Below are 25146 nucleotides of genomic sequence, written 5' to 3'. Positions count from 1 at the left end.
GATCTCGCGGGTTAGTCGTGGAACTGGCAGGTGCCGTGGCGCGGGCAGTACTTCTTGTCGCACAGCAACGATTTCGGGTTGGGGTAAAAGCGGCCGGACCGGAACATGTCCGCGGCGAACTGGATCAGCCCGGGCGCTTCCTCGGTGCCGACCATCACGCGCTTCGAGTTAGCGATCGGAGCGGTCGCGACCTCGGGCGTGCCCTTCGTTTTCAGGCCGATAATCTCGGCGGTGTCGCCGATTTCCTCGCCGGTCGTGTGCTCGTACAGAAGCTCGTACGTGCCGATCTGCGGGCCGTGCCCCTTCGTGACGGCTGCGCCTTTCTGGACTGCGGACGATCCGCTCTTCAGATCCGCGATGCCGACGCCGGCCGCTGAACGGCGCACACGTGCGCGGTCCATCGTGCCTGTCAGGCGCACGATGACGCCGCCGCCGCAGTCGATTTCGAGCGGCTTCGTTTCCATCTCGACCGCGACGAAGTTGTAGCGCGGCGCGACCTCGAGGCAGTACTTCGTCGTCAGCGACAGGCCGATGCGCTCGGCGTCCGACATGCTCAGGTCGTCGCGAGCCGGGTCAAACTCGTTCTCGGGGTCGCGCAGCTTGTCGACGAACGCGCCAGCGGCATCGTCGACGGTCAGGCCGGAGCCGTCGAGGCGCGCCTGATCGAACACGGCCGTGCCAGCGTGGATCGCGGTGCCGAGCGCCGCACGCAGGCCGACCACGTTGCGCATATTCAGGAGGTGGATGCCCTCCCAGCGGTATGCGCAGTCGAAGAGTGCGCCCCAGCTGGACGCGCGGACGGTATAGACGGACGGGTTCATCAGGTTCTCACGAGGTTAGCGACAGCGCTGGTGCCGTCGGCATTGAGGGTGGCGACGGCATACATGCACACGGCGGCGATCAAGCTTGCGACGATGTAGCTGACGACCGGACTGCGCGCGTGGATGCGTTCGAGCAGCGCGCCGAGGAAATCGAAGGGAGTCATCCGAGGCTCCGCAGGTAGGGGCCGGCGAGCAACGAGCCATACCAGAGGCCGGCGATCGCAAAGCCGTAGGCGACCATCCACGCGCCGGCCTCTGCGGCGCGGCGCATGCGCGGCGCGCGCGCGGCGACGCGCAGCAGCGTGTTGTCGGTCGGTGCGCGGGGAATCGTGAGCGTGCGCATCACAGACCCTCGCCACAGACACGCACATGGCGCACGGGGTCAGCGACCGGCACAGGTACTGAGTAGCCGGCCTTGCCGAGCGCGGCGTCGACGACAGCGCGGATCCCGGACGTGAGCACGGTTTTCGAGGCAACGAGCCGCAGCGCTGTGACGATGTCCGGAGCCGCCGCGATCAGCTGTGCGGTCGCCTTCGATTCATCACTGGTGCCGAGCACCACGCAGATTCGGATGTCTTCTCCGAGTACGACGATGCAGTTTCCGTCGTAGTCAAGGTAATCGCCAGGCTCACACGCTTCCCACGGCCCAGTCGCATGTTTGATCATGTCCATTTGGTCCCTCGAGGAGGCATCAGTCGTGATGCCAGTGGTCGTTTTTGGATATCCGTTTGACCCGGTCCACAACCAGGATCACGAGCGCAAGAATCAGGATGGCGCTTACGCCTATGACGAAGCGGGCCATATCAGATCCCGCGAAAGAGGCGCGGGGCGGCTGCGCCGTGGTCGGCGCAGTGGCTGACGCCAGCGTTGCCGGGGCCGAGTTCCGCGCCGCATGCCGAGCAGATCGTCTGTGCGAAGCGTGGTGCGACAGCAGCGAGATCGGCGCCTGCGATGCGGCGCGCTATTTCCGCCTTGAGAACGTCCTGGCACATGTTCCAGACCTCGTACACGTCCTCGATGTAGCCGCGGCGCAGCGCGGCGTCGAGCACCGCGATCTGGTCGGCCGAGAACGGCAACACGTCGAACGTGACGCCTTCCGCGATTGCCTCGTTGCGCTCATCGCGCGCCAGCGCCGCGTCGTCGCCTGCCGCTTGTCGGCGGTCGGCCATAGCATCCATACGCGCAGGGAGCGTGCGGACGTTTTCGACAGTGGGATTGTCCAGATGCATTGCACCCTCCATGCTGTTGAAATGGACGAAGGGTTAAATGGGCAATCTGCGGACGGCGCGGGCGCGCAACTCGTAGCTCTGGGGGTCGTTGCTCTGGCCGCCATCGCCGAAGTGCTGGTACCACGCCCAGCCGGAGTAGCCCGGATCGGTGTCCGGCTGGCACGTCCAGTACGCGTCGCGCTCGAACTCGTCGCGATGGTTTTCCAGCAGGAACAGCATTTCGACGCGCGTCGGCAAATCGCCGCCGATCGACTTCGCCCACTCCATCTGGGACTGCCACGTCGCATCGTCGTTGTCACCCGGAAGCAACACGACGTGATGCTGTTCGCCAGCCGTGTTCGTGACGATTCCGATGTAGATCTCGCCGTCGGCGAGCTGCGGAATGGATACAGCGGTGGGGGTGAGCGCGTTCATAGAAACTCCATATCGGAAGAAGTACTAAGTAAATTTGAGTGTGAAACGGCAAACGGTGCTTGCTGCTGCAGCTCTCACCGGTGGCGCCTCGAAGAACGAACCGCCATCGGTCAGAACTGCTTTCACTCGCGCGCCCGACTACTCCCGGCCGTGCCGGCTTCGGGCCGCGCGAGGTTTGTGCCGATTACCACGCCATCGGTCACGTGTTGCTGGCTGTCTTGCATCAGGCTCGCTCGACGCACAGCGGTCTTCCGCTGCGTCCGTCCCGACTCACGACGCTGATCGCGCCGGCCGGTTGCTCCGCATGTGCGGTCCCGGCATACCTTCGATTGTTAAAGAGCATCCTCTTTAGAGGCGCGCCCGTTGGCGCTGGTCTCATCAGTGCACGCGTCACGTGCAGACAGCGAGCCGCTACTACATTGCTTCACCGTTTCGATCTGTCCTGTGCCGTCTCTCCGGCTGTCACGCCTGATTCCGTGGCGTTCCGGCTAATGCAACTCCCCGTGCTAACTTATTGGTCCCACAACCACGCACAAGGAGTGTGCATATGGCAAGTCCTGAATATTTGGCCTATTTGAATGCCAAAGAAACGCTAAAAGACCTCATTGCAGGTCAAGCGATCAAACTTCCGTCTCAAACTGGGCAATTTAGCGATCCCGGCGAGACGGACGCGAAGTACATCAAAGATCTCGTGACGGTTCTTGCAGAGTTCTACAAGAGCATTCCGAACGCTTGACGTAGCGCTCTATGGCGCGGTCCGCATCAATGCAGATCTGGATCGCGCCCATCACGATGTCGATCAGTTTCTTTCCGTCCGCACGAGGGTTGCGCGCGATAGCCGTTCGCAGTACCTCCATGACGAATTCCTCACTCAGGTAGTCCAGATTCACATCGCCCTCCGGCTCGTCGCGCAGCGCGTTGTGTGCTGCGTTGGGATGAAATATAGGGAAACCGATACGCCAAGTCAATAGGTTTGCCGATATTTCCGATCCGAATTTGTAACAGCGATAGAAATACCTATACAGGAGGCGCGGCGAGAGGCCGTAAGCGGAAAGATAGGAACTGACGTCGGACGATTAAGCGTTCACGGAATGATATTGAACAGTCCGTCGAATCAATGCAAAATACTGTACAAATATACAGTGCTATGGCCGACGTTTACGGGAGGAACCATGCGGCGCGGCGGCGAAGGGCGGGGGACTTTGCGGTGCAAGCCAGGAGACCTGGCTAGGATCAACTCGGCGTGGAACGAGCTGCTCGTGGGGAGTGTCGTTCTCGTGCAGTCGAGGCGGCCGGGGAGGAAATGGCGGATTTTGCTTTTGGGCGAGCCGGCTCTTGCGAGGCGCGTGACTGACGGGGGGTATGTTGCGACGCGCCTCTATATCGCTGACGACATATCGCTGGATCCGCTCGATGATCGAGAGGCCAGAAGTGTATTGGCGGAGCTCACCGTTCGAGCTTCGCTTCCTCATCATTGCCCGGAAAGAGCCGCTGTACCAGCTTGAACGTTTCAGGGGACTCACCAGCGCGATCTGCACGCAGGATCGCGCGAATCGCTTCCTTTGCTTCAGAACTTGCGGCAATCACGGCAGCCGCAAGGGAGGCGCCTGACGTGCCGAGGGCGCCAGCCCCGACATATCTGTCGCCAGTTCCTTGTGCCAACCACAAAGCGTCGACCCCAAGTACTTCGGCCATCTCAGCGGTTTTGGCGGAGCCGCTGTACTCGTCATTTTCGAGTTCGGAAATGGTGGCCTGCTGCAGGCCGACTTTATCGGCAAGCTGCTTCTGGGTGAGATGGGCCGCCTTGCGTGCGCTCCGGAGGCGTTTCCCGTAGGTGTCGATCGTCATATAGGCATTCTTATATAAAGTGATATCGGTTTGCCTATTGACACGGACATCGGCAAACCTATAATTCGGCTATGGACCTTCAATTCATAGCTCTAGAACTCAAGCGCCTTGGCATGAGCCAGGTGGAGATCGCTCGTGCCGTTGATTGCTCACAACCGACGATCTCGGAAATTCAGAGTGGACGGATAGGGAAGAGCAGGCCGTCGTACCACATCGCTTCAGCGCTCATAAAGCTGTATGAACAGAAGCTCGCCGAATCGGCGAAGGAGGCGAAGTGAAGAAACTCATCCCGCGGCCGCAGCCGGCGCCGCTGTCGTACGGCGCTTCTTTCGTCGACGCCGTCCGCGAGACGCCGCGCATGTACTTCTCCCCAGCAATGCGCATATGGCGCGCAATGAAGAATTTTCTGACTTTCTCCGAGCGAGGCAACGTGAACCCCACGAGCACCAAAGAGGCGCCGCGTACGGCGGTGACCACCCATAGGCGCATCAGCGATCGGCAGGTCGAGATCATGACCGCAGCAATTTGCGAGGTCATTTGTGGCGCAGGCCACGTCACTGCGGAAAACGCAGCTGACGCGGCTCCTGCGCTGATTAAGGCAATCGTCGTGCAGGTGTCGCGTTTGAACGAAGCGATCGCCGATGCGAATTCAGCCGCTACTGCCCGAGCCTCTTCCAAATCTCGAGGCTGTCGCTGCCAGCACTCTGATCTTCGGGAAGATCCATCACAAGCTTGATGGTCACTCCGCCAGTTTTGAAGGTGAAGTCGCGATCTACGACCAAGAATGTTGTTGGTCCGGCCGTGTACTCGAAGGTGATGTGATCTCCGATTTGTGGAAAGGGGATCCCGACTTGGTATTCGAAGCGTTGGGTCGGTTCTTCCTCGCGCAATGCGCGGCTGGTGAAACCGATTTCGATGCTTATGTTCATGCGAACCCCGTTGTGTGGTGGTTGAGGAAGGGAAGAGCCTTAATTCTCGCATAGCGGTGGTTCGCATCTTTTTCAATAAAAATCGGGGCTATCGTCATGTCAAGACGCGCCGAATTTCGAAACGAAGTAAAAACGCGGCTGCGTGATCGCGTGTACGACGCGCTCCAGTTCTACAAGCAGCTGCACGGCATCGATTCCGACTCCGCCGCGCTCAACCGCATTGCGGAAGTGGCGCTGTTCGGCGTTGTTGGTACTTTGCCCGTACAGCTCGCGGGCGTCAGTGCCGATGTGGGACAGACTGGCCCACAGGTGAATGCATGACAGGTCGCCGCGTAGAGCAGGCGGTCCTGCTGCCAGTGGCCGAAGCAGCTGATCTGGCAATGCGTGCGGCGGCGGAGGGCATCCCCGTTACCGATTTCCTGGGAATTCAGGTGCTACGCGGCGCATACGGCGCCATGCACCCGCTCGTCATCGAGTTCGAGAAGCGGCCCAAAGCGGCCCAATCTGGGACCGATGGTGAGGAGCAACAGCCGTGAACGACCTCCCGAATCCCCTCACCCCCGCGGACTGCAACCTCCGCGATTTTCCGTTCATGCCGCTCGAAGTGAAGCGCCTGCTCACGTCCGAGACATGGATCCTTGGCAGCGGCGATGAGCGCGCGGCCGCGATCACGTTGTGGCTGGAGAGCTGGCATCAGATACCGGCCGCGAGCCTGCCGGCCGACGACCGCATGTTGGGTCACCTGTCTCAGGCGAAAAACTGGAAGCGTGTGAAGGATCACGCGCTGCGTGGCTGGGTGAAATGCGCGGATGGCCGCCTCTATCACCCGGTGGTCGCGGAGAAGGTACTCGAGGCGTGGATCTCGAAGCTGACGAGCAGCCTGTCGGGCTCGACAGGCAACGCAAAGCGGTGGGGTATCGAAGTCGATACCGAGAGCGTGCGCGCGCAGATCATCGAGGCCGTGAACCTTCTGCAGGCGATCGCCCCGCAATCAGAATGGCTGCGAAAAACCCAGGTGAAAAAGATCGTATCCGATTCGAGTCGCGATCGCATGCCGATCGCCCCCCGATCACATGACGCATCGCCCCCCGATTCGCCCCCCGATCGCAATAGAGAGGGAGAGGGAGAAGTAAACCTAAAAGCAAGCGGCGGCGGCACAGCACAGGCAGTAGCGGACGAGGCGCAGAACGCCGCCGCCGCTTTCGTCGAGATCCTGCGCTCGAGTGGCGTCGGCTTTGCCGCCGACGACGAACGCGTGCGCAGCTGGCCGTCGCTCGGCGCGACCCCCATCGACCTGCGTACGGCGATCCAGGTCGGGCTGCTGCGCCGGAAGCGCGAGGGCTCGACCCAGCCGCTGAACATCGGCCTGCTGAACTCGCTGCTGCCCGAGGCGATCGCGCAGCGCACCGGCCGTACCGGTGCCACTTCGCCTGGCGCGGCCGCCGGCCCATGGCATACGACCTGGCCCGGAATCGTCGCGCACGGTCGCACGCTCGGCCTCGAGCAGGGCGAGCACGAGACGTGTCCCGATTTCAAGTTGCGCGTGCTGCGCGCTGCGGGTGATGGCCCGTGGTGGGACGAGCACAACCGCGCATTTCGCAACAGCGCCGGTCCGATCGCGGCCGGCTCGATCCTGGAGGCCGGCCGATGAGCCACGAGCAACAGCAGCTGATCGCGGCTCCGCTCGCCATGCGCAGCGTCGAATTCACCGTTCCCGGCACGCCTGTCGCGAAGGGCCGGCCTCGTTTCTCCCGCCAGGGCGGCCACGTGCGCACGCATACGCCCGAGAAGACCGCGCGCTACGAGAACCTCGTGAAGATGGCCGCAAGCGTTGCGATGCGCAGCACCGAGCCATACGCCGGCCCGATCCGCCTCGTGGTGCACATCGGCATGCCCATCCCGACGAGCTGGTCGCAGAAGCGTCAACGCGCTGCGGCCGCCGGCGAGATCGGCCCCACCAAGAAGCCGGATTGGAGCAACGTCGCCAAGGCAATCGAGGACGGTCTGAACGGCATCGCTTATATCGACGACGCGCAGATCGTCGACGCATGCGTTTTGAAACGCTATACGCGAACGCCCGGCGTGCGCGTCGAAGTCATCGAACTGAACCTGCAGCGAGCATAGGGAGGGCCCTTTGAAGACGAAAACCACGAAAATCACCCTCGACACGGTGCTGTCGGTCATGAAGCCCGGGCAGCGCTATACGGCGCACGACCTGTCGCGCAACGCGAACGTTCCGCTGTCGACCGTGCGGCATCTGCTCGCGAGCGATCGCGCTGCGACGCGCGTCGACGTCCGCAGCGGAGAGAAGCGCGGCCGCATGTTCTCGTTGGCCGGCACGTGTGGAGGCGAAGGACATGTCGACACGCGCATCCGCCCGGACTTCACGAGCCACCTCACGGGGTATGCCGGCTGGCTCGCTAGCCACCAGACGCTGGCCATGACGACGCGGGGTGCTCGATGAGCGCCATCTTCGAGGGCACGCAACAGGCGCTGCACGTCAGCTTTCTCATGATATCGCTGCCGCCGAGGCAGAAGCAGCAGTTCCGCCTTGCGCTGATCCAGATCCTCGAATCGGTCGGCCACCTGACAAAGCGCCAGGCTGAGTTTCTCGACTACCTCTACGGCAGTTCGTCGGGGACGATCAACTTCGAGGGGCTAAACGGTGACGAAATCCGGGCCCAGTGTGCGATGGTCGTCGGCGCGGTGCGTGATCATCTGCTGAAGCCTGAGCGGAATGCGGTATGGCTCCGCTATGCCTGCGGCATGCCGTCGCGTCCCGCAAGCGCCACGCGCGCGGCAGACCCTGGAATTCCGCCGTCGGCCGAGTGGAAGCGGGCGCTAGTCGAGATGCGGACATACCTGAGGCCGTCGCTGACCGTGACGGACAGCAAAGCAATCATGGCGCTGATTGCCGGCCATTCGCAGGCGCGACTGCGCCATGACGGGCTGTCGTATCGAGCAATCTCAGAGGAAACGCACATCACGGTCCGGACGCTCGAGCGCAACGCGCAGATTATCCGGAAACGACTCATCGCGCTGGAACACCAAGCCGTGAAGCGGCTGACACCTCTCTTCGAGCGAAACAACGTGACGATCGCGGAGGCCGTTGAGGCATAAAGGGCGGCGGCGAAATTCCCCTTGCAAATGTGGCGGATAGGGTGTAGATTTTCGCCATATTGCAGAGTTGCGACCAAAGCCCGCTGAGCGAAAGCAAGCGGGCTTTTTCATTGGTGCCCCATGCCGAAAAAGACCGAACCGAAACGCGTCGGACGCCCGTCCCGCTATCGGGCGGAATATGCAGAGCAGGCGCGGAAGCTTTGCCTACTGGGCGCTACCGACAAAGAGTTGGCTGATTTCTTCGGAGTAAACGAAGCCACCATCAATCGATGGAAGCATGACCACACCGAGTTTTGCGAGTCCATCACGCGCGGGAAGACATTGGCTGATGCCGAAGTTGCCGACCGCCTCTACCAACGCGCGCTCGGATATTCGCATCCTGCGGTCAAGATCATGCAGCACGAGGGCGTTGAGCTCGTGGTGCCCTATACCGAGCACTACCCCCCTGACACGCCTGCCGCATCTCTTTGGCTGCGCAACCGCCAGCCCGCCAAATGGCGCGACCGAACGCAGCATGAGATAACCGGCAAGGACGGCGGTCCGGTTCAGTCGATTTCCACCGTGACGAACGACCCTGTCGAGGCGGCGAAAATCTACGCCAAGCTCATGAACCCGTAGCATGCCCATCCCGTTCCCGTTCGACTTCCGCGCACCGGACTACGTGCAGGTGTTCGAATGGCGAGCGGAGCGGCTGAAGCGCATCCGCGCGAACCCGGGCATGCTGCCGGCGCTGCGCACGTTCTACCGCGACAACCCGGCCCAGTTCATCATTGACTGGGGCATGACGTTCGATCCGCGTAACGTCGAGCGCGGGCTGCCGGCGACGATCCCGTTCCTGCTGTTCCCGAAGCAGGAGGAGTGGTGCCAGTGGTTCATGGAGCGCTGGAAGGCGCAGGAGCCCGGCATCACCGAGAAGACCCGCGACATGGGCATGTCGTGGCTCACGGTCGGCCTGGCCGACACGATCTGCCTTTTCCACGAAGGCGTCGCGGCCGGGTTCGGCTCGCGCAAGGAAGAGTACGTCGACAAGATCGGCGCACCGAAGAGCCTGTTCTGGAAGGCGCGCGAATTCCTGCGGCTGCTGCCGGCCGAGTTCCGCGGATCATGGGACATCGGTACGCACGCGCCGCACATGCGCATCCTGTTTCCGGACACGGGTTCGGTGATCACCGGCGAGTCGGGCGACGGTATCGGACGCGGCGACCGCGCCAGCTTCTATGTGGTCGACGAATCGGCGTTCCTCGAGCGACCGCAGCTGGTCGACGCGTCGCTGTCGGCCACGACGAACTGCCGCCAGGACATCTCGACGCCGAACGGCATGGGCAACTCGTTCGCCCAGCGGCGGCACAGCGGCAAGATCAAGGTCTTCACGTTCCACTGGCGCGACGACCCGCGCAAGGACGACGCATGGTACGCGAAGCAGGTCGCCGAGCTGCCGGCCGTCGTCGTCGCGCAGGAGATCGACATCAACTACGCGGCGTCCGTCGAGGGCGTCGTGATCCCGTCTGCATGGGTGCACGCCGCGATCGGCGCGCATGTGAAGCTCGGCATCGAACCGAGCGGCCTGCGCCGCGGCGGTCTCGATGTGGCCGACGAGGGCAAGGACAAGAACGCATTCGCGGGCCGCTACGGCTTCCTGCTGAACTTCCTGCGGTCCTGGTCTGGCAAGGGCGGCGACATCTACGAGACCGTCGAGAAGACCTTCGGCATCTGCGACGAGCTGGGCTACGAGTCGTTCGACTACGACGCCGACGGGCTCGGCGCCGGCGTGCGCGGCGACGCGCGCGTGATCAACGAGCGGCGAATCGAGATCGGCAAGCGGCCGATCAACGACGAGCCGTTCCGCGGCTCCGGGCCGGTGCATGACCCGGAAGGCGAGATGGTGCAGGAGCGGAAGAACAAGGACTACTTCGCGAACCTGAAGGCGCAGGCGTGGTGGGCACTACGGCTGCGCTTCCAGGCGACATATCGCGCGGTCGCCGAGGGCAAGCCGTACAACCCCGACGACATCATCTCGATCGACCCCGCGCTGGACGAGCTGTCCGCGCTGACGATGGAGCTCGCCCAACCGACCTACACAGTGAACGGCGTCGGGAAGATCGTTATCGACAAGGCGCCGGACGGCACGAAATCGCCGAACTTGGCTGACGCGGTCATGATCGCGTATCAGCCGGCCGGGCAGGTATTGGATATCTGGACAAAGTTGGGGTCGGCGGGATGAATCGAAAGCAACGCAAGGCCGAGCAGCGGCAATACCGCGCGATGGCTGCGGATTCCGCCAACGCGAAACGCTGGCTCACGCCCGACAGCTTCCAGAACTTCGAGGCACGTGTTGGCCTCGGCACGCCGAACCAGGCATCGGCGTACCAGTACGGCTTCGACTTCATCTCGCGCAACCGCGTGCAGATGGAGGCGATGTACCGGTCGTCGTGGATCGTCGGCCAGGCCGTCGACGTCGTCGCCGAAGATATGACGCGTATGGGCGTCGAGATCGGCTCAGACATCGATCCCGAGGACAAGGACGCCCTGAATCAGGGCTTCGAAAATCTCGCGATCTGGGACAGCTTCTGCGACACCGTGAAGTGGGCGCGCCTCTACGGCGGAGCGCTAGCCGTCATGATGATCGACGGCCAGGACGCATCCAAGCCGCTGCGGCTCGATTCGATCGCCGAGGGGCAGTTCAAGGGCATCTGCGTGCTCGACCGCTGGCTCGTGCAACCGACGCTCACGGACCTGGTGCAGGAACCGGGACCGGAGCTTGGCATGCCGCGGTATTACGACGTCGTGGCCGACTCGATGGCGCTCCCGCGCCAGCGCATCCACTACAGCCGCGTGCTGCGTTTCGACGGCGTCACATTGCCGTACTGGCAGCGCATCGCCGAGAACCTCTGGGGTCAGTCCGTCATCGAGCGGTTGATCGACCGGCTCGTCGCGTTCGACAGCACGACCATGGGCGCGGCACAGCTCGTGTTCAAGGCGCACCTTCGCACGATGAAGGTGAAGGACCTGCGCAAGATCATCGCAATGGGCGGCCCGGCGCTCGAGGCGCTGCTGAAAAACGTCGACTTCATTCGTCGGTTCCAGTCCAACGAAGGGCTGTCGCTGATCGATGCAGACGACGAAATGCAGATCGACCAGTACGGGTTCACCGGTCTGGATGCCGTGCTTTTGCAGTTCGCGCAGCAGCTCGCGGGCGCGCTGCAGATCCCGCTCGTGCGTCTGCTCGGTCAGTCACCGGCCGGCCTGAACGCCACCGGCGAATCGGACCTGCGCACGTACTACGACAACATCAAGCAGCAGCAGGAGCGCCGGCTACGCCGCCCGCTGAACGTGCTGTTCGAGGTGATGTTCCGCTCGATCCTCGGAAAAGCCCCTCCGAAGGGCTTCTCATACGACTTCCGCGCGCTCTGGCAGATGACGGACGAGCAGAAGGCGGCGACGGCGAACACGATCACCGACGCGGTGACGAAGGCAGTCGACGCGGGCTTGATCTCCCCGTCCGGCGGCATGAAGGAGCTGCGCGCGTCGGCGCATCGGACCGGCGTGTTCTCGTCGATCACCGACGAGGAAATCAAGCAGGCCGAAGACGAGCCGCCGCCGGCGGCCGAGATGGAGCTTCCCACTGATGCTGATGACCCGAACGACGGACCGCAAGCGACGCCGAAACCCGGTGCGCCTGGCCGCTCCCGAGCGTCAGCTAAGGACGCAGCTCCGCAAGATCGCCGAACAGGTGGGCGCGTTGGTCGATGGCTTTCCGCCTGGCGATCCCGCGTACGCGCCGACGATCGAGCAGCTGCTTAGGCGGTATGCCGAGGCACTCGGCCCGTGGGCGGAAGTCACCGCCGCACGCCTGCTCGACGACCTGAACCGGCGCGACGAGCAGGCATGGATGCAGCAGGCGGCCGACATGTCGCGCGCGCTGCGCGACGAGCTGCGGCGCGCGCCGACCGGCGAGACGATGCGCGCGCTGATGGCTGAGCAGGTGGGTTTGATCAAATCGATCCCGTTGGAGGCCGCCGAGCGCGTGCACCGACTCACGATCGAGGCGCTCGAAGACAGCACGCGCGCGGCTGCGATCTCGAAGGAGATTCAGCGATCGGGCGAGGTTGCAAAGAGCCGCGCCGACCTGATCGCACGCACGGAGGTTTCGCGCGCAGCGACGTCGCTGACGGAAGCCCGCGCGCTCGCCGTCGGCAGCACGCACTACATCTGGCGCACCAGCGGCGACAGCGACGTGCGGCCCGGTCACCGCGCGATGGAAGGCAAGGTCTGCGCCTGGAACGACCCGCCGGAGGTCGACGAAAACGGCCGCGTCATGCGGTTCCATCCCGGTCAGATCTGGAACTGCCGGTGCTGGGCCGAACCGATCATTTCCGAGGACTGACATGCGCTTCTACACGATCCAGAAGCTCGGGCCGAAGCGTTCGCTCACCCCCGAGGGTTTCCTGCTGTGCGAGGACGTTCCCGTCGCGCGCACCGGCGAGATGCTGTACGCCGATGGCGAAGTGCCGATCGAGGCGGGACCGGACGGCCTGATTCGCATCAGTCGCACGCCGGACGAAGTGTTCCGCGACGAGACGCTCGCGAGCTGCGCCGGCAAGCCGGTGACGCTGGACCATCCGGACGACTTCGTCACCCCTGCGACGTTCTCCGCGCTCGGCAAGGGCGTGATGCTGAACATCCGCCGCGGCGATGGCATCGAGAACGACCTGATCCTGGCCGACCTGCTGATCACCGCGCAGGAAGCGATCGAGGCGGTGCAGGACGAAGAAATCGAAGAGGTCAGCCTCGGTTACGAGGCCGACTACGAACAGGTATCACCCGGCCGCGGGGTACAGCGGAACATCGTTGTCAACCACGTAGCCATCGTCCCTCGCGGCCGCTGCGGCCCGCGCTGCGCGATCGGCGATAAGGAACCCGAGATGAAGACGAAAGACAGCAAGCCCTCGCGCCGGCCGGCGTGGCTCGATCGCCTGATGAAGTCCATGAAGGCCAAGGACGAAGCCGGCGTCGAGGAAGCGCTGAAGGAAGGCCGGGAATCCATGGACGAAGAGTCCGAGGAAGAGCGCGAGCGCCGTGAAGCCAGCGAACGCGAAGGGCGCACCGGCGACACGGCCGCGATCCTGAAGACGCTGCGCTCGCTCGATCGCCGCATGGCGCGCATCGAAGCGCGCGACGCCGACCGCGAGCGCGAAACCGAGGACGACGATGAGGAAGAGGACGATGACGATCCGGATACGACGAAGGACACGATCATCGAAGCCGAGACCGCTGGCCGCCTTGATCAGTCGGGCGTCGATCTGTACACCGGCGACTCCGCGCGCCTCATCCCGGCACGCGCCGAGATCCTCGCGCCGGGCGTCAAGCTCCCGACGCTCGATGGCCTGAAGACGAAGGACCGCGCGGCCGCGCTCTGCCGCTGCCAGCGCAAGGCGCTGGACCAGGCGTACGAGACGGATGCCGGCCGCGCCGCTATCACGCCGTTCCTCGGTGGCCGCGCTCCGGACTTCGACACCATGCCGGCACGCGTCGTCGACACCATCTTCACCGGTGCGGCCGAGCTGATGCGGGCGAAGAACAACGCCGGCGCCTCGAGCGGCAAGGTCAACACGCGTGATTTCGGCAAGGCCACCACGATCGCCGACATCAACAAGCGCAACGCGGAATTCTGGTCCAAGCGGGCCGGCCAATAAGGAGAGTGCCACATGGGCAACGCAATTCTGTTTCGCATGCCTTCGGGCATTCCCGGCGACATCAGCCGGCAGTCGCAGGCAACCGTCGAAACCGCGTTCTTCGATTCGACGAACCCGTTCTCGGCGTATGGCCTGTTCGGCAAGATCGCGAATGGCAAGTTCGTGCCGATCGGCTCGGGTGATGCCGCTACATCCGTCTATGGTCTGCTCGTGCGTCCGTACCCGACGCAGAGCTCGCAAGATCCCGTCGGCACGTCGACGCCCCCCACCAAGGGGCCAGCTGATGTACTGCGCCGTGGCTACATGACCGTTCAGCTGAATGCAGGTGTCGCAGCGCTCGACGGTCAGGTGTACGTGCGTGTCGCCGCTGCAGCTGCCGGCAAGCCGATTGGCGGAATCGAGGCGGCTGCCGACAGCACGAACACGATCGCCATCACCGGCGCGACGTTCATGGCAGCTGCAGATGCCGCCGGCAACGTCGAAATCGCCTACAACATCTAAGGGAGCCGACATGACGACTCATAACAAATCGCTGCTCGCCCGAGCAGCGGGTATCGCCATCGTCGGCGCGCCGGCGATCATCCGCGCACGCACGCGCGACGCGCTGATGACTTTCGACGCGGCGACGATCGACAGCACCGGCTCGTTCCTCGTCGGCGAGCTGGAACGGCTTGACCAGACGCTGCATATGCCGCTCGCGTCCGTCACCTGGTCGCGCGACATCGACCTCCGCGAGGACGTGTCGATCGCCGACGAGGTGTCGTCGTTCACGAACTCGACGTTCGCGGCCGCCGGCGGCGCTTCGCCGAACGGCAAGTCGTGGATCGGCAAGGACGCAAGCGCGATCGCAGGGCTGTCGCTGGACATCGGCAAGACGCCGAACCCGCTGACCCTCTGGGGCATGCAGATCGGCTGGACGATCCCGGAACTCGAATCCGCGCAGAAGCTGGGCCGTCCGGTCGACCAGCAGAAGTTCGAGGGCATGCAGCTGAAGCACAACATGGACGTCGATGAGCAGGTATACATCGGCGATCCGATCCTCGGCGTGACCGGCCTCGTCAACGCGGCTTCGGTGACGAATACCAGCAATGCCATCACCGGTGGCTGGGGCTCCGCGACGCCGGCGCAGATGCTCGCCGACGTGAATGAGCTGCTGAACAGCGTGTGGGCAGCGTCCGCATATGCGGTGTGCCCGGAGCGCCTGCTGATCGACCCGCTGAACTTCTCGCGCCTGAACTCGGAAATCGTGAGCAGCGCGGGCAACATCAGCATCCTGCAGTTCCTGAAGAACAACTCGCTGTCGAACGCGATCAACGGCCGTCCGCTCGAGATCTACCCGTCGAAGTGGCTCACCGGGCGAGGCGCGAGCAGCACGAACCGCATGGTCGCGTACACGAAGGACAAGAACCGCGTGCGGTTCCCGCTCGTGCCGCTGCAGCGCACGCCGCTCGAATATCGCGACATCCGCCAGCTGACGACGTACTTCGGCCGGCTCGGTGTCGTCGAAGTCGTGTATCCGGAAACGATCGGCTACCGCGACGGCGTATAAGGGGACATCATGTCGAAGACGAAGATCTACGTAGCGAAGGCGTTCAAGCTGCTCGGCGCCGACGGCAAGCACGCCGACTTCCCGGTCGGCATGCATACGGTCGACGAGGCCGTCGCCGAAAACTGGTACGTGAAGCATCACCTCGGCGACCCGGGTGATGCGCCGGCGGCGAGCGGCGGCGAGATGACCGCTGCGCTCGCGGCGGCGCGCGCCGAGCTCGAAGCCGAGGGCGGCCGGCTGGCCGAGCAGCGTGCCGAGCTCGATGCGATGTCGAAGGGCATCGATGCTCGTGCTGCTGAGCTCGACGCGCGGGAGGGCTCGATCGCCGCGCGCGAACTGGAGCACGCGTCGAACGTTGCGGCGTTCGAGGCTGCCCAGGCGGCTGCCGCCGAGGCTGCATCGCAGAAGGCGAGCGGCAGCCAGAAGCAGGGCGGCAAGCAGGCATAATGGCCTGAAGGCGGCGCGTCGCAGCTCGGGCGCTGCCGCTGTCTCCAACCGAAGGTGACCCGTGGACATTGCCGATTTCCGCCAGACGTTTCCCGAATTCTCGAATTCGACGTTGTATCCCGATGCGGTCATCCAGATCTGGCTGACCGTGTCCGTGTCGCTCGTGAATCCGGAGCGCTGGCAGGATCTGACCGACATCGGGATCGGGCTCTGCACCGCGCACCACGTCGCGCTGTCGATGCGCGACCAGAATGCGGCGGCCGTCGGCGCGGTGCCCGGGCAGGTGACTGGGCCGCAGTCGGCGAAGTCCGTCGACAAGGTCAGCGCCAGCTACGACACGGCGGCCGTCGCCATCAAAGACGGTGGGTTCTGGAACAGCACCATGTACGGAATTCGCTATCTAAGCCTCGCGATGATGATGGGCGCGGGCGGCATGCAGCTGTAGCGCCGCCGCTGCCCATCGGGAGAATCCCATGGGCAGCATGAAAATCGACCGCCTCGACGAGGTGTTGAAGTCGATCGCCGGTCTCGTGAAGCAGGAAGTGCTTGTCGGCGTGCCCGACAGCACGGCCGGCCGCAAAGATGACGGCGAGCCGCTCAGCAACGCTGAGATCGGCTACATCCAGGAGACTGGATCCCCCGCAAACAATATCCCCGCGCGCCCGCACCTCGTGCCCGGCGTGCAGGACGCGCAGCCGAAGTTCGAGCCGCAGTTGCAAAAGGGCGTCGAGGCGGCGCTTGACGGCGATCTCGAACAGGTCCAACGCCGGCTCAACATGGCCGGCATCGCGGCGCAGAACTCCGTGCGCGCGAAGGTCAACAGCAACATCACCCCCGAACTGGCTGAATCGACGCTCGAAGCGCGGCGCCGGCGCGGCGTCACGCGCGAGAACACGCTGGTCGACACCGGCCAATACCGCAATTCGATCACGTATGTAATTCGCCAGAAGGGGTAACGCATGGCATTCCTCGACGTCACCGACGTCCTGCTCGATCCCGATTTCATGGACACCGGCCTGATCTGCAACCGCATGGCGCAGGTCGTCGATGCGCATGGTCGCGGGCAGAACACGCCGACGGCAACCACGTTCTCCGCCGTCGTGACGAGCGACAAGGGCGACATCCTGCACCGGAATGCGGACGGCAGCCGGATCATCGGCTCGATCACCTTGCACACGATGTTTCGCCTGATGGATGGCAGTCCCGGGCAGGACGCCGACGAGGTGATCTGGTCCGGCCGCACATACACCGTCGTCAACGTGAACGACTACTCGCACTTCGGCCGCGGCTTCGTCTGCGCGACGTGCGACCTGAAACCCCTCTCGGGATGACCCCATGACCGACAGCTCGACCGGCGGATACCTGGCGCCAGCCGTCGATACGCCGCCGGACGAGGACGATGCCCTCGATGACCTGGTGCACGATCTGGTCGCAGGTGTCACGGCCCTGTCTCCCGACCTCGTGCGGCCGCGCTGGCAACCAGTGGTCGCGAAGCAGCCCGAGCCGGGCGTCAACTGGTGCGCATTCGGCATCCAGACGCAGACGCTAGACGCCAGCCCGGCGATCGTTCACAACGGCGCGAACGAGGGCAGCGACACATACATCCGCCATCAGGATCTCGACGTGCTCTGCACGTTCTACGGCCCGCAGGCCAAGGGATACGCGCAGCGGCTCGCGGACGGTCTCTCGCTCCCGCAGAACCGCGAGCAGCTCCAGCTGCTCGACATGGCGTTCGTAGGCGTCTCCGAGATCCGCGCTGCGCCGGACCTCGTCAACCAGCAATGGGTGCGGCGGTACGACATCACCGTGAAGCTACGCCGCAAGATCACGCGCACCTACGCGGTCCTGAACCTTGAATCGGTGCAGGCATCGACGACGACAGATTCGTCGCCGCCCGTCACTTCCACCATAAACGTCAACCTGTAGGGGATCAGCATGTCCAATGGACTGCCGGTATCGCGCCGCATCAACGTGACGCTCAGCCTCGCGGCGCTCGCGGCGCAGGGCGCGAACCTGAACGCCGCGCTGTTTCTGGGCGCATCCACCGTGATCGATACCAACGAACGGATGCGTGCATACACGGGGTCGGACCTTGCCACTCAGGTGGCAGCCGACTTTGGCACGAGTGCGCCGGAATATCTGGCTGCGGTCGAATATGCGAGTCAGTCGCCGCAGCCCACGCAGCTCTACATCGGCCGGTGGGCGAAGACCGCGACGTCTGGCTCGCTGAATGGTGGCGCGCTGTCCGCCGCGCAGCAGGCGCTCGCGCAGTGGCAGGCAATCACCAATGGCGGCTTCAACATCACGATCGACGGCACGGCGCGCAACGTTACCGCGCTGAATTTCTCGGGTGCCGCGAATTTGAACGGCGTGGCCGCGATCGTGCAGGCCGCTCTCGCGTCGTATGCGACGGTCGTGTGGACCGGCAGCCAGTTCCAGGTGACGAGCAAGTCGAGCGGGATCGGCGCTGCCGCGAGCGGCACGGTCACGCTGACGGCGAACCCGGCCGTGAACGATACGGTCACGATCAATGGTACGGCCGTGACGTTCGTCGCTTCCGCGCCGACCGGCAGCCAGGTACTGATCGGCGCCAATGCTGCGGCAACGGCCGCCAACCTGCAGGCGTTCCTCGCCGCGTCGACTGATGCCAATCTGTCGCAATGCAGCTATTCGACGACGGGTGCTGTTACGACGGTGACCGCGATCGCAGTCGGGAACGCCGGCAATGCGATCACGCTCGCGAAATCGAGCACCGCCATCACGCTGTCCGGTGCCACGCTCGCCGGCGGTGTCGCTGCATCGACGGTGAGCTATGCGACGGCGCCCGGCTCCGGCACCGATGTTTCGGCGATGCTCGGCCTGACCAGCTCGCTCGCATCGGCTCCGGTGAACGGCATTTCGGCCGAGCAACCGACCGACGCCGTCTCGATCTTCCTCGACCGCTTCGCGAATCAGTTCCTCGGGCTCGAGTTCGCGGACACCGCGGTGACGGACGACCAGCACGTAGCGGTTGCGGCAATGATCGAGGCCGATCAGGCGCACATCTATGGGATCACGACCCAGAACCCGCAGACGCTTGACCCGACCATCACAACGGATCTGGCTAGTCGGCTGAAGGCGCTCGGCTATAAGTATTCGGTGATCCAGTATTCGAGCGCGAGCCCGTATGCGATCAGCTCGTTCCTCGGCCGTCTGCTGACCGTCGATTTCAACGGCAACAGCACGACGATCACGATGGACTACAAGCAGGAGCCGGGCATCGTCGCCGAGACGCTGTCGACGTCGCAGGCCAACGCGCTGCAGGCGAAGAACTGCAACGTGTTCGTCCAGTACGACAACAACACCGCGATCGTGCAATACGGCGTCACGCCGAGCGGTATCTTCGTCGACTCGATCTACAACGCGATCTGGTTCAAGAACGCAATCCAGACGGCCGTCTACAACCTGCAGTACCAAAGCCCGACGAAAATCCCGCAGACGGATGCGGGCAATGCGCTGATCGCCGGCGCGATCTCGTCGGTGTGCGACGAGGGCGTGACGAACGGCTACCTCGCGCCGGGCATCTGGAACTCGGCCGGCTTCGGTGCCATCGTGCAAGGACAGACGTTGTCGAAGGGGTACTACGTCTACACGCCTCCGATCTCGTCGCAGTCGCAGGCGGACCGCGAGGCGCGCAAGTCCGTGTCGTTCCAGATCGCCGCGAAAGAAGCGGGCGCGATCGGCGATGTAGACATCGCGATCACCGTCAACCGGTAAAGGAAGAAAACCACTATGAGCACCTACAGCTTTGTGGACGTCACCGCGACGATCGTCGGGCCGACGGGCGCGTTCTCGCTCGGCTATGGCGAGGCGACCGCCGAGGAAGGCATCGTGATCGCGCGCGCCGGCGACAAGAACACGATGACCATCGGTTCGGACGGCGAGGGCATGCACAGCCTGCACGCCGACAAGTCCGGCCAGGTGACGCTGCGCTACCTGAAGACTGCGCCCGTCAACGCCAAGCTGATGGCGATGTATGACGCCCAGTCGCTGTCCAGCGCACTCTGGGGCAAGAATCTGATCGAGGTCTCGCAGACGGCGGCCGGTGACGTCATCACGGCGCGCAGCTGCGCGTTCAAGAAGGCACCTGACCTGCGCTACGCGAAGGACGGCGACATCGTCGAGTGGATCTTCGACTCGATCAAGATCGACAGCCTGCTCGGGACGTACTGATCATGGCGACGGAAATCGAACTGAGTGGTAAGCGGTACCAGATCGGCAAGTTGAACGCGATGCAGCAGTTCCATGTGAGCCGTCGCATCGCCCCGATCATCCCGTCCATGATCCCGGTGCTGATGAAGTTCTACGCCGAGGTCGAACGCTCGCGCAACGCTGCCGCGAACGCGGCGCTCGGCGCGCTCGCGGCCGGCGACAATGCGCAGACGGCCGAGCAGCGCGACGTGCTGGGCCTGGTCGACTCGATCGCGCCGGTGCTGCAGCCGTTCGCCGATGCGCTGGCCGGCCTGAAAGACGAGGACGCCGAATACGTGTTCGGCACCTGCCTGTCGGTGGTCGAGCGACAGCACATGAACGGGTGGGCAAAGGTCTGGGCGGCAGCGCAGAAGACGGCGATGTTCGACGACATGGATATCGGCTCCATGCTGCCGTTGGTCGTGCGCGTCGTGGTCGAGAACCTCGGCCCTTTTATCAGCGGGCTGCTTACCAGCCAAGCGAGCAGCCCGGCGGCGACTACGGCTGGTTGAAGTCGCTTCCCGGCGGCGAGGACTGGCTGCTCGCGCCCGTGCACGCGCAGATGTGCAGGTTCGAGTCGCTGAAGGACGGCACGCTCGACCTTGCCGATGTCGCGCTGATGAACGATTCACTCGCCGTCCGGGCGGACAACGAAGCGGCCGCGCGCCGCAGGCAGGAAAGAGAAAATGGCTGAATCGGTCGTCATCCGCGAGTTCCTGGTCGCTCTCGGCTTCAAGGTCGACGAGAAGGGCCTGAAGAACTTCACGGAAGGCGTCGAGGGGGCAACGAAGGGCGTCACGCGGCTGATCACGACGATCTCCGGCGCGGCTCTCACGCTCGGCGCCGGCGTGTCGGCGTTCGCGTCGAAGCTCGAGCGGCTGTACTTCGTATCGCAGCGCACCGGCGCTGCAGCGACAAGCCTGCGCGCGTTCGATTTCGCCGCGCGCAATCTCGGTGTGTCGACCGAAGCCGCATTCGGCACGATCGAGAACCTCGCACGATTCCTGCGTAACAACCCGTCAGGTGAACGCTATCTCGGCAGCCTGGGCGTACAGACGCGCAAGGCGAATGGCGAACTGCGCGACACCGTCGATATCATGTCGGACCTTGGCGGTGCGCTCGCCAAGATGCCGACGTGGCGCTCCAGCCAGTACGCGAGCATCTTCGGCATCGACGAGAACCTGATGCTCGCGATGCGCAACGGGGACTTCGAGAAGTTCCTGAAGCAGTACCGTGAGATGTCAGCGACGACAGGCCTCGACAAGGCGGCCGACGATTCCCATCAGTTCATGGTGCGGCTGCGCGAGCTCGGCACGTCGTTCGAGAACCTCGGCATCCGTGTCGAGGGGGTGATGCTGGAGAAGATCGGGCCGCAGCTCGATCATTTCCAGAAATGGATGGACGAACACGGTGATGAGATCGCACGTCGGATCGGTGACATTGCGAACGCATTCGTCAGTGCGGCCGCTGCCATGGGGCCGCCGTTGAAGTGGCTGGCCGATGAATTCCTCGAGCTCGACAAGGCGACGGATGGCTGGTCGACAAAACTGTTGTTCATGGTCGGCATATTCAAGGTGCTTGGCGGCTTCCAGATCATCGGCGGCATCTGGAAGATGGTTGCAGCGCTGCGCGCGATGGGAGCTGCTACGGCAGCCGCATCTACGGCAGGAGCGGCAGCCGGCGGCGCTGGGCTGCTCGGCCGGCTGCTTCCCTTCGCGATGCGCCTCGGCGGCGGACTCGGGCTGCTGCTGCACAGCGGCGATTTGAATAGCGGCGAGGACGAGGAACTGCGTCGCCGGCAGGCTCTCGGGCCAACGATCGACGGCCAGACGGGCTCAGGTGCGTCGACGCCGGCGCCTACATCGGCACCCAGTGCGCCGGCCGCGGCCGGCAGCAGCAATCTGGCTGCGCCGGGTTTCCTCGATCGAGTGCGCGCTGCGATCGCGGCCGCAAAGGAGTCGGAGCGCAAGTACGGCGTGCCGTGGCTGGTCACGTTCGCGCAGTGGGCGCTCGAAAGCGGCTTTGGTAGCAGCGGCCTGTCGAAGCGAAGCAACAACCCGTTCGGCATGCAGGCAGCGAAGGGCCAGGACTTCGTGTGGGGCCTTGATCACCGGGCCGACGGAACGCCGTACCAGGCGAAGTTCCGGCGCTTCAAGACGCTCGAGGATGCGTTCGATGCGCATGCCCAACTACTGGCGAAGGGCCGACCGTATGCCAACGCCCGGAAGGTGATGGGCAATGCGTTCTCATTCGCCGATGCACTGACCGGAATTTATGCCGAGGACCGCAACTACGGCACGAAGCTCAAGAAGATCATGTCGAACGCGCTGCAGAATCCCGACTGGCTGGCGCCGGCCACCGGCCAGAATGGTGCGTCGAACCGGATCGAACTGCATCAGGACGTCAAGATCCAGGTGAACGGGACCGGCGATCCTGACTCGACCGCGCGCTCGGTGGCGCGCGAGCAGAAGGGCGTGGCCGATTCGACGATCCGGACCATGAAGGGGGCGCTGACGTGAGCACGCTTTCTGACATCCTCGATGTCACGCTGGTCGGCAGCAAGAAGATCGGTAGCGTGACGATCTCGGCCGCCATTGAAGAGGTGTACAGCGACGAGGTCATCGTCACGGAGCATCCCGTCGAAGACGGTGCACCGGTGAACGATCACGCGTATATGCGTCCACGCGAGATCCTGATGAAGTGCGGGTGGAGCAATTCCGATTATCAGGCGTTGCTAGGATCGGCCGTCGTGTCGTTCGACGACACCGGCGCGAACACGATGGCGACTGGCACATACATCGATGCGATCTACAGCCAACTGCTGCAGATCCAGAGCGCCCGGAAGCCGATCGACGTCGTGTCGACGCGCCGAAAGTACTCGAACATGCTGATCACCGGAATCTCGGTCGTCACCGACCAGAAGTCCGGATCGGCGCTGATGCTGACAGCGTCGTTGAAGCAGGTGATCATCGTGAGCACGCAGGCAACGACGCTGCCGCCGCGCGCTAACCAGGCAAACCCGGCTGCTACTGCCGAGACACAGAACGCGGGCGCGAAGTCGGCAGTACCGGCTACGCCCGCGCCGGGAGGCTCGGTTCCTCTCGCGAGCATGTGATGACGACGTTCTACGAAATCCCGCTGACCCCAGATCCGCAGACGTTCACGCTTACGCTGAGCGGTGTCACTTATACGATGACCGTGCAGTACCGCGCGGCGGGCGGAACGGGGTGGATTCTCGATGTCGCTGACGCAAACGGCAATCCGCTTGTCGCCGGCATTCCGTTGGTGACTGGAATCGACCTGCTCGGCCAGTACGCGTATCTCGGCTTCGGTGGCCGCCTATGGGTGCAGGGCGCGGCCAATCCTGACGATGTACCGACGTTCGATGATCTGGGCGTCGGCTCTCACGTTTTCTGGGTAACGGACTGATGGGAACGCAACAATTCGGCCGCAAGGTATCGTTGATCATCGGGCCAGACGCCGGCGACGCGCTGGACCTGTCCAGCTTGCGCATTGTGTTCCGCGTGCAGCGCGGTGACACGCAGACGCCGAACTCATTGCGCGCGCGCATCTACAACGTATCGGACAACACGGCGCAACGGGCCGAGAGCAAAGAGTTCACGCGGATCGTGCTTCAGGCCGGCTACGAGGGCAACTTCGGGATCATCTTCGACGGCTCCATCATCCAGGTGCGCCGCGGGCGCGAGAGCCCGACCGACACGTATATGGACATCACCGCCGCCGACGGCGACATGGCGTACAACTTCGCCGTAGTGAACACAACGCTCGCGGCTGGAGCGACTCAGGCTGACGTTGTCGATGCATGCCTAAAGGCGATGGGGAAATTCGGCGTGACCGCCGGCTATATCGCGGATCTGCCGTCGAACCCGCTGCCACGTGGCAAGGTGCTATTCGGGATGGCGCGCGATCACCTGGAAACAGTCGCACGCACGACGCAGACCCTCTGGTCGATTCAGGACGGGCAACTGCAGATCGTTCCCGAAACGTCGTATGCGCCAGGCGAGATCCCGGTGATCAACGCTCGGTCGGGCATGGTCGGGCTGCCCGAGCAGACAGCGAACGGCATTACCGTGAAGATGCTGCTCAACCCGAGCGTGAAGATCGGCCGTCTGATCCAGCTCGATAACTCGAGCATCCAGCGTTACGAATTCAGTTTGAGTAGCGCCGACGCTGTCGCCAATCAAAACACATCGCTGCAAAACAAGATCAATGGCGATGGCTTCTATTACGTGATGACGAATGAATTCTGGGGCGATACACGCGGGAATGACTGGTACAACGAGGTGATCTGTCTGGCCGTCGACGCGACGGCGCAGGATTTGAGTCTCGTGAACAAAAGCGATCAGGGCGTCAGCGGCGTTGTTCCGCCTAAGCTCGGGGTGATTGATCCCTACGGCTGACGGAACTGCTGTTTGTAGGCCGCGATATTCTTCTGTCGTTCGTCTTCGGTCATAAGCGGCCCGAGGACGCGTCCGTCGCCATTATCGAGAACGTCAACACGATACAGATTCATGAGGTTGACGCTCGGGAGAAACGTTCCGTCGTTACCGACCACGACGGCTTCCGCTCCGGAAGGGTCGTTCGTTCTTGCCCAACATCCAATGACCGGCTTTTTGAATGCTGGATTGAAGATAAACGCGAGTCGCATGTTTGCGTGGTTCGCGATAGCAAGCGGGCATGCGATTTTCGGCTCGAGCATGTAGAGCATCGATGCGTTCTTGATCACGCCATCGATAGGCGGCTTCATCGGCATGACATAAGCCTCGCTAGTTCCAGCAATGGCGTTAGCGCCGGCGAATGCAAGCGCGACAAACGTTGCAGCTGAAATCTTTCTCATTATTCCCC

The 25146-nt window shown here is 63.5% G+C and carries 37 protein-coding genes; 29 read left to right on the top strand and 8 right to left on the bottom strand.

The features are described from left to right. Positions 1-11: 11 nt before the first annotated feature. From DIE13_RS01210 to DIE13_RS01190, 6 genes are all read right to left on the bottom strand, one after another. Entirely contained in the window at positions 12-821 is an 810-nt protein-coding gene (locus DIE13_RS01210; protein ID WP_124825433.1) for a RecB family exonuclease, read from the bottom strand. Beyond that, a complete protein-coding gene (locus tag DIE13_RS32745; protein ID WP_185731180.1) occupies positions 821-985 on the bottom strand; it encodes a hypothetical protein in 165 nt (54 codons plus the stop codon). The genes DIE13_RS01210 and DIE13_RS32745 overlap by 1 nt, the downstream gene beginning before the upstream one ends. Then, on the bottom strand, positions 982-1164 hold the full coding sequence (locus DIE13_RS01205) for a hypothetical protein (RefSeq protein WP_124825432.1): 183 nt from the start codon (positions 1162-1164) through the stop codon (positions 982-984). Before DIE13_RS01205 ends, DIE13_RS32745 begins: the two co-directional genes overlap by 4 nt. Beyond that, entirely contained in the window at positions 1164-1493 is a 330-nt protein-coding gene (locus tag DIE13_RS01200) for a hypothetical protein (RefSeq protein WP_124825431.1), read from the bottom strand. The genes DIE13_RS01205 and DIE13_RS01200 overlap by 1 nt, the downstream gene beginning before the upstream one ends. Before the next feature lie 131 nt (positions 1494-1624). Continuing rightward, the gene (locus DIE13_RS01195; protein WP_260435005.1) at positions 1625-1990 is read right to left on the bottom strand and encodes a hypothetical protein; all 366 of its coding nucleotides are present in this window, start codon (positions 1988-1990) and stop codon (positions 1625-1627) included. Positions 1991-2083: 93 nt separating this feature from the next. After that, on the bottom strand, positions 2084-2464 hold the full coding sequence (locus DIE13_RS01190) for a DUF1566 domain-containing protein (protein ID WP_124825429.1): 381 nt from the start codon (positions 2462-2464) through the stop codon (positions 2084-2086). Positions 2465-3011: 547 nt separating this feature from the next. Here DIE13_RS01190 and DIE13_RS32740 point away from each other — a divergent pair. Beyond that, positions 3012-3200 (top strand): hypothetical protein, encoded by a 189-nt coding sequence (locus DIE13_RS32740; RefSeq protein ID WP_185731179.1) that lies wholly within the window; start codon positions 3012-3014, stop codon positions 3198-3200. Between the two features lie 710 nt (positions 3201-3910). Here DIE13_RS32740 and DIE13_RS01180 read toward each other — a convergent pair. Next, positions 3911-4312 (bottom strand): helix-turn-helix transcriptional regulator, encoded by a 402-nt coding sequence (locus DIE13_RS01180; RefSeq protein WP_124825427.1) that lies wholly within the window; start codon positions 4310-4312, stop codon positions 3911-3913. A 71-nt stretch (positions 4313-4383) separates the two neighbouring features. On the opposite strand from DIE13_RS01180, the gene DIE13_RS33765 reads away from it, so the two are divergent. From DIE13_RS33765 to DIE13_RS01040, 28 genes are all read left to right on the top strand, one after another. After that, positions 4384-4590 (top strand): helix-turn-helix transcriptional regulator, encoded by a 207-nt coding sequence (locus tag DIE13_RS33765; protein ID WP_124825426.1) that lies wholly within the window; start codon positions 4384-4386, stop codon positions 4588-4590. Then, the gene (locus DIE13_RS01170; protein ID WP_124825425.1) at positions 4587-5048 is read left to right on the top strand and encodes a hypothetical protein; all 462 of its coding nucleotides are present in this window, start codon (positions 4587-4589) and stop codon (positions 5046-5048) included. Before DIE13_RS33765 ends, DIE13_RS01170 begins: the two co-directional genes overlap by 4 nt. 289 nt (positions 5049-5337) lie before the next feature. After that, entirely contained in the window at positions 5338-5562 is a 225-nt protein-coding gene (locus DIE13_RS01165; protein ID WP_027787544.1) for a hypothetical protein, read from the top strand. Continuing rightward, positions 5559-5777, top strand: coding sequence for a hypothetical protein (locus tag DIE13_RS01160; RefSeq protein WP_089425295.1), 219 nt, complete (start codon positions 5559-5561; stop codon positions 5775-5777). The genes DIE13_RS01165 and DIE13_RS01160 overlap by 4 nt, the downstream gene beginning before the upstream one ends. After that, the gene (locus tag DIE13_RS33130; RefSeq protein ID WP_124825424.1) at positions 5774-6892 is read left to right on the top strand and encodes a DUF1376 domain-containing protein; all 1119 of its coding nucleotides are present in this window, start codon (positions 5774-5776) and stop codon (positions 6890-6892) included. Before DIE13_RS01160 ends, DIE13_RS33130 begins: the two co-directional genes overlap by 4 nt. After that, the gene (locus tag DIE13_RS01150) at positions 6889-7365 is read left to right on the top strand and encodes a RusA family crossover junction endodeoxyribonuclease (protein WP_124825423.1); all 477 of its coding nucleotides are present in this window, start codon (positions 6889-6891) and stop codon (positions 7363-7365) included. Before DIE13_RS33130 ends, DIE13_RS01150 begins: the two co-directional genes overlap by 4 nt. Positions 7366-7375: 10 nt before the next feature. After that, on the top strand, positions 7376-7705 hold the full coding sequence (locus tag DIE13_RS01145) for a hypothetical protein (RefSeq protein ID WP_175786519.1): 330 nt from the start codon (positions 7376-7378) through the stop codon (positions 7703-7705). Next, entirely contained in the window at positions 7702-8361 is a 660-nt protein-coding gene (locus DIE13_RS01140; RefSeq protein ID WP_124825422.1) for a hypothetical protein, read from the top strand. Before DIE13_RS01145 ends, DIE13_RS01140 begins: the two co-directional genes overlap by 4 nt. Before the next feature lie 120 nt (positions 8362-8481). Further along, positions 8482-8979 (top strand): helix-turn-helix domain-containing protein, encoded by a 498-nt coding sequence (locus DIE13_RS33210; RefSeq protein WP_124825421.1) that lies wholly within the window; start codon positions 8482-8484, stop codon positions 8977-8979. A gap of 1 nt (position 8980) precedes the next feature. Further along, complete coding sequence (locus DIE13_RS01130; protein ID WP_124825420.1) at positions 8981-10582, top strand: TerL protein; 1602 nt, start codon at positions 8981-8983, stop codon at positions 10580-10582. Continuing rightward, positions 10579-12162, top strand: a complete 1584-nt coding sequence (locus DIE13_RS01125; RefSeq protein WP_124825419.1) for a DUF1073 domain-containing protein — start codon at positions 10579-10581, stop codon at positions 12160-12162. The genes DIE13_RS01130 and DIE13_RS01125 overlap by 4 nt, the downstream gene beginning before the upstream one ends. Continuing rightward, complete coding sequence (locus DIE13_RS01120; protein WP_230204651.1) at positions 12101-12745, top strand: phage minor head protein; 645 nt, start codon at positions 12101-12103, stop codon at positions 12743-12745. The genes DIE13_RS01125 and DIE13_RS01120 overlap by 62 nt, the downstream gene beginning before the upstream one ends. A 1-nt stretch (position 12746) precedes the next feature. Then, entirely contained in the window at positions 12747-14054 is a 1308-nt protein-coding gene (locus DIE13_RS01115) for a DUF2213 domain-containing protein (protein ID WP_124825418.1), read from the top strand. 12 nt (positions 14055-14066) lie between these two features. Beyond that, the gene (locus tag DIE13_RS01110) at positions 14067-14555 is read left to right on the top strand and encodes a hypothetical protein (RefSeq protein WP_124825417.1); all 489 of its coding nucleotides are present in this window, start codon (positions 14067-14069) and stop codon (positions 14553-14555) included. Positions 14556-14565: 10 nt separating this feature from the next. Then, the gene (locus tag DIE13_RS01105; protein ID WP_124825416.1) at positions 14566-15603 is read left to right on the top strand and encodes a DUF2184 domain-containing protein; all 1038 of its coding nucleotides are present in this window, start codon (positions 14566-14568) and stop codon (positions 15601-15603) included. 9 nt (positions 15604-15612) lie between these two features. Then, entirely contained in the window at positions 15613-16050 is a 438-nt protein-coding gene (locus DIE13_RS01100) for a hypothetical protein (protein WP_124825415.1), read from the top strand. Between the two features lie 61 nt (positions 16051-16111). Beyond that, entirely contained in the window at positions 16112-16495 is a 384-nt protein-coding gene (locus DIE13_RS01095; RefSeq protein WP_124825414.1) for a DUF4054 domain-containing protein, read from the top strand. Positions 16496-16523: 28 nt separating this feature from the next. Further along, entirely contained in the window at positions 16524-17006 is a 483-nt protein-coding gene (locus tag DIE13_RS01090; protein ID WP_124825413.1) for a hypothetical protein, read from the top strand. Positions 17007-17009: 3 nt separating this feature from the next. Continuing rightward, positions 17010-17381 (top strand): hypothetical protein, encoded by a 372-nt coding sequence (locus tag DIE13_RS01085; RefSeq protein ID WP_124825412.1) that lies wholly within the window; start codon positions 17010-17012, stop codon positions 17379-17381. Positions 17382-17385: 4 nt separating this feature from the next. Next, positions 17386-17976 carry an LIC_12616 family protein gene (locus DIE13_RS01080; RefSeq protein ID WP_124825411.1) on the top strand — a complete coding sequence of 197 codons (591 nt, stop codon included), beginning with the start codon at positions 17386-17388 and terminating at the stop codon, positions 17974-17976. A gap of 9 nt (positions 17977-17985) precedes the next feature. Then, a complete protein-coding gene (locus tag DIE13_RS01075) occupies positions 17986-19806 on the top strand; it encodes a DUF3383 domain-containing protein (RefSeq protein WP_124825410.1) in 1821 nt (606 codons plus the stop codon). 15 nt (positions 19807-19821) lie between these two features. Then, positions 19822-20262 (top strand): phage protein, encoded by a 441-nt coding sequence (locus DIE13_RS01070; RefSeq protein ID WP_124825409.1) that lies wholly within the window; start codon positions 19822-19824, stop codon positions 20260-20262. Positions 20263-20264: 2 nt separating this feature from the next. After that, positions 20265-20792, top strand: a complete 528-nt coding sequence (locus DIE13_RS01065) for a phage tail assembly chaperone (RefSeq protein WP_124825408.1) — start codon at positions 20265-20267, stop codon at positions 20790-20792. Beyond that, positions 20789-20974 (top strand): DUF6889 family protein, encoded by a 186-nt coding sequence (locus DIE13_RS01060; RefSeq protein ID WP_124825407.1) that lies wholly within the window; start codon positions 20789-20791, stop codon positions 20972-20974. The genes DIE13_RS01065 and DIE13_RS01060 overlap by 4 nt, the downstream gene beginning before the upstream one ends. Then, entirely contained in the window at positions 20967-22799 is a 1833-nt protein-coding gene (locus DIE13_RS01055; protein WP_124825406.1) for a glucosaminidase domain-containing protein, read from the top strand. Before DIE13_RS01060 ends, DIE13_RS01055 begins: the two co-directional genes overlap by 8 nt. After that, a complete protein-coding gene (locus DIE13_RS01050) occupies positions 22796-23395 on the top strand; it encodes a phage baseplate protein (RefSeq protein ID WP_124825405.1) in 600 nt (199 codons plus the stop codon). Before DIE13_RS01055 ends, DIE13_RS01050 begins: the two co-directional genes overlap by 4 nt. Further along, positions 23395-23709, top strand: coding sequence for a phage baseplate plug protein (locus tag DIE13_RS01045; RefSeq protein ID WP_124825404.1), 315 nt, complete (start codon positions 23395-23397; stop codon positions 23707-23709). The genes DIE13_RS01050 and DIE13_RS01045 overlap by 1 nt, the downstream gene beginning before the upstream one ends. Further along, positions 23709-24701: a phage protein gene (locus DIE13_RS01040; RefSeq protein ID WP_124825403.1), complete on the top strand. Its 993-nt coding sequence runs from the start codon at positions 23709-23711 to the stop codon at positions 24699-24701. The genes DIE13_RS01045 and DIE13_RS01040 overlap by 1 nt, the downstream gene beginning before the upstream one ends. Here DIE13_RS01040 and DIE13_RS01035 read toward each other — a convergent pair. Next, the gene (locus DIE13_RS01035; RefSeq protein WP_185731194.1) at positions 24692-25138 is read right to left on the bottom strand and encodes a hypothetical protein; all 447 of its coding nucleotides are present in this window, start codon (positions 25136-25138) and stop codon (positions 24692-24694) included. The genes DIE13_RS01040 and DIE13_RS01035 overlap by 10 nt on opposite strands. Between the last annotated feature and the right edge of the window lie 8 nt (positions 25139-25146).

Source organism: Burkholderia sp. Bp9016 (genome assembly GCF_003857765.1).
In the GTDB taxonomy this organism is placed as follows: Bacteria; Pseudomonadota; Gammaproteobacteria; order Burkholderiales; family Burkholderiaceae; genus Burkholderia.
The sequence above is the reverse complement of the archived record's forward strand: the minus strand, read 5'-3'. Positions and strand labels throughout refer to the sequence as shown.

Excerpts from the sequence above, each read along its gene's own strand:
- DIE13_RS01210 (WP_124825433.1), bottom strand. The coding sequence starts at position 821 with ATGAACCCGTCCGTCTATACCGTCCGCGCGTCCAGCTGGGGCGCACTC.
- DIE13_RS32745 (WP_185731180.1), bottom strand. The coding sequence starts at position 985 with ATGACTCCCTTCGATTTCCTCGGCGCGCTGCTCGAACGCATCCACGCG.
- DIE13_RS01205 (WP_124825432.1), bottom strand. The coding sequence starts at position 1,164 with ATGCGCACGCTCACGATTCCCCGCGCACCGACCGACAACACGCTGCTG.
- DIE13_RS01200 (WP_124825431.1), bottom strand. The coding sequence starts at position 1,493 with ATGGACATGATCAAACATGCGACTGGGCCGTGGGAAGCGTGTGAGCCT.
- DIE13_RS01195 (WP_260435005.1), bottom strand. The coding sequence starts at position 1,990 with ATGGCCGACCGCCGACAAGCGGCAGGCGACGACGCGGCGCTGGCGCGC.
- DIE13_RS01190 (WP_124825429.1), bottom strand. The coding sequence starts at position 2,464 with ATGAACGCGCTCACCCCCACCGCTGTATCCATTCCGCAGCTCGCCGAC.
- DIE13_RS32740 (WP_185731179.1), top strand. The coding sequence starts at position 3,012 with ATGGCAAGTCCTGAATATTTGGCCTATTTGAATGCCAAAGAAACGCTA.
- DIE13_RS01180 (WP_124825427.1), bottom strand. The coding sequence starts at position 4,312 with ATGACGATCGACACCTACGGGAAACGCCTCCGGAGCGCACGCAAGGCG.
- DIE13_RS33765 (WP_124825426.1), top strand. The coding sequence starts at position 4,384 with ATGGACCTTCAATTCATAGCTCTAGAACTCAAGCGCCTTGGCATGAGC.
- DIE13_RS01165 (WP_027787544.1), top strand. The coding sequence starts at position 5,338 with ATGTCAAGACGCGCCGAATTTCGAAACGAAGTAAAAACGCGGCTGCGT.
- DIE13_RS01160 (WP_089425295.1), top strand. The coding sequence starts at position 5,559 with ATGACAGGTCGCCGCGTAGAGCAGGCGGTCCTGCTGCCAGTGGCCGAA.
- DIE13_RS01150 (WP_124825423.1), top strand. The coding sequence starts at position 6,889 with ATGAGCCACGAGCAACAGCAGCTGATCGCGGCTCCGCTCGCCATGCGC.
- DIE13_RS01140 (WP_124825422.1), top strand. The coding sequence starts at position 7,702 with ATGAGCGCCATCTTCGAGGGCACGCAACAGGCGCTGCACGTCAGCTTT.
- DIE13_RS33210 (WP_124825421.1), top strand. The coding sequence starts at position 8,482 with ATGCCGAAAAAGACCGAACCGAAACGCGTCGGACGCCCGTCCCGCTAT.
- DIE13_RS01130 (WP_124825420.1), top strand. The coding sequence starts at position 8,981 with ATGCCCATCCCGTTCCCGTTCGACTTCCGCGCACCGGACTACGTGCAG.
- DIE13_RS01125 (WP_124825419.1), top strand. The coding sequence starts at position 10,579 with ATGAATCGAAAGCAACGCAAGGCCGAGCAGCGGCAATACCGCGCGATG.
- DIE13_RS01115 (WP_124825418.1), top strand. The coding sequence starts at position 12,747 with ATGCGCTTCTACACGATCCAGAAGCTCGGGCCGAAGCGTTCGCTCACC.
- DIE13_RS01110 (WP_124825417.1), top strand. The coding sequence starts at position 14,067 with ATGGGCAACGCAATTCTGTTTCGCATGCCTTCGGGCATTCCCGGCGAC.
- DIE13_RS01105 (WP_124825416.1), top strand. The coding sequence starts at position 14,566 with ATGACGACTCATAACAAATCGCTGCTCGCCCGAGCAGCGGGTATCGCC.
- DIE13_RS01100 (WP_124825415.1), top strand. The coding sequence starts at position 15,613 with ATGTCGAAGACGAAGATCTACGTAGCGAAGGCGTTCAAGCTGCTCGGC.
- DIE13_RS01090 (WP_124825413.1), top strand. The coding sequence starts at position 16,524 with ATGGGCAGCATGAAAATCGACCGCCTCGACGAGGTGTTGAAGTCGATC.
- DIE13_RS01085 (WP_124825412.1), top strand. The coding sequence starts at position 17,010 with ATGGCATTCCTCGACGTCACCGACGTCCTGCTCGATCCCGATTTCATG.
- DIE13_RS01080 (WP_124825411.1), top strand. The coding sequence starts at position 17,386 with ATGACCGACAGCTCGACCGGCGGATACCTGGCGCCAGCCGTCGATACG.
- DIE13_RS01075 (WP_124825410.1), top strand. The coding sequence starts at position 17,986 with ATGTCCAATGGACTGCCGGTATCGCGCCGCATCAACGTGACGCTCAGC.
- DIE13_RS01070 (WP_124825409.1), top strand. The coding sequence starts at position 19,822 with ATGAGCACCTACAGCTTTGTGGACGTCACCGCGACGATCGTCGGGCCG.
- DIE13_RS01065 (WP_124825408.1), top strand. The coding sequence starts at position 20,265 with ATGGCGACGGAAATCGAACTGAGTGGTAAGCGGTACCAGATCGGCAAG.
- DIE13_RS01055 (WP_124825406.1), top strand. The coding sequence starts at position 20,967 with ATGGCTGAATCGGTCGTCATCCGCGAGTTCCTGGTCGCTCTCGGCTTC.
- DIE13_RS01045 (WP_124825404.1), top strand. The coding sequence starts at position 23,395 with ATGACGACGTTCTACGAAATCCCGCTGACCCCAGATCCGCAGACGTTC.
- DIE13_RS01040 (WP_124825403.1), top strand. The coding sequence starts at position 23,709 with ATGGGAACGCAACAATTCGGCCGCAAGGTATCGTTGATCATCGGGCCA.
- DIE13_RS01035 (WP_185731194.1), bottom strand. The coding sequence starts at position 25,138 with ATGAGAAAGATTTCAGCTGCAACGTTTGTCGCGCTTGCATTCGCCGGC.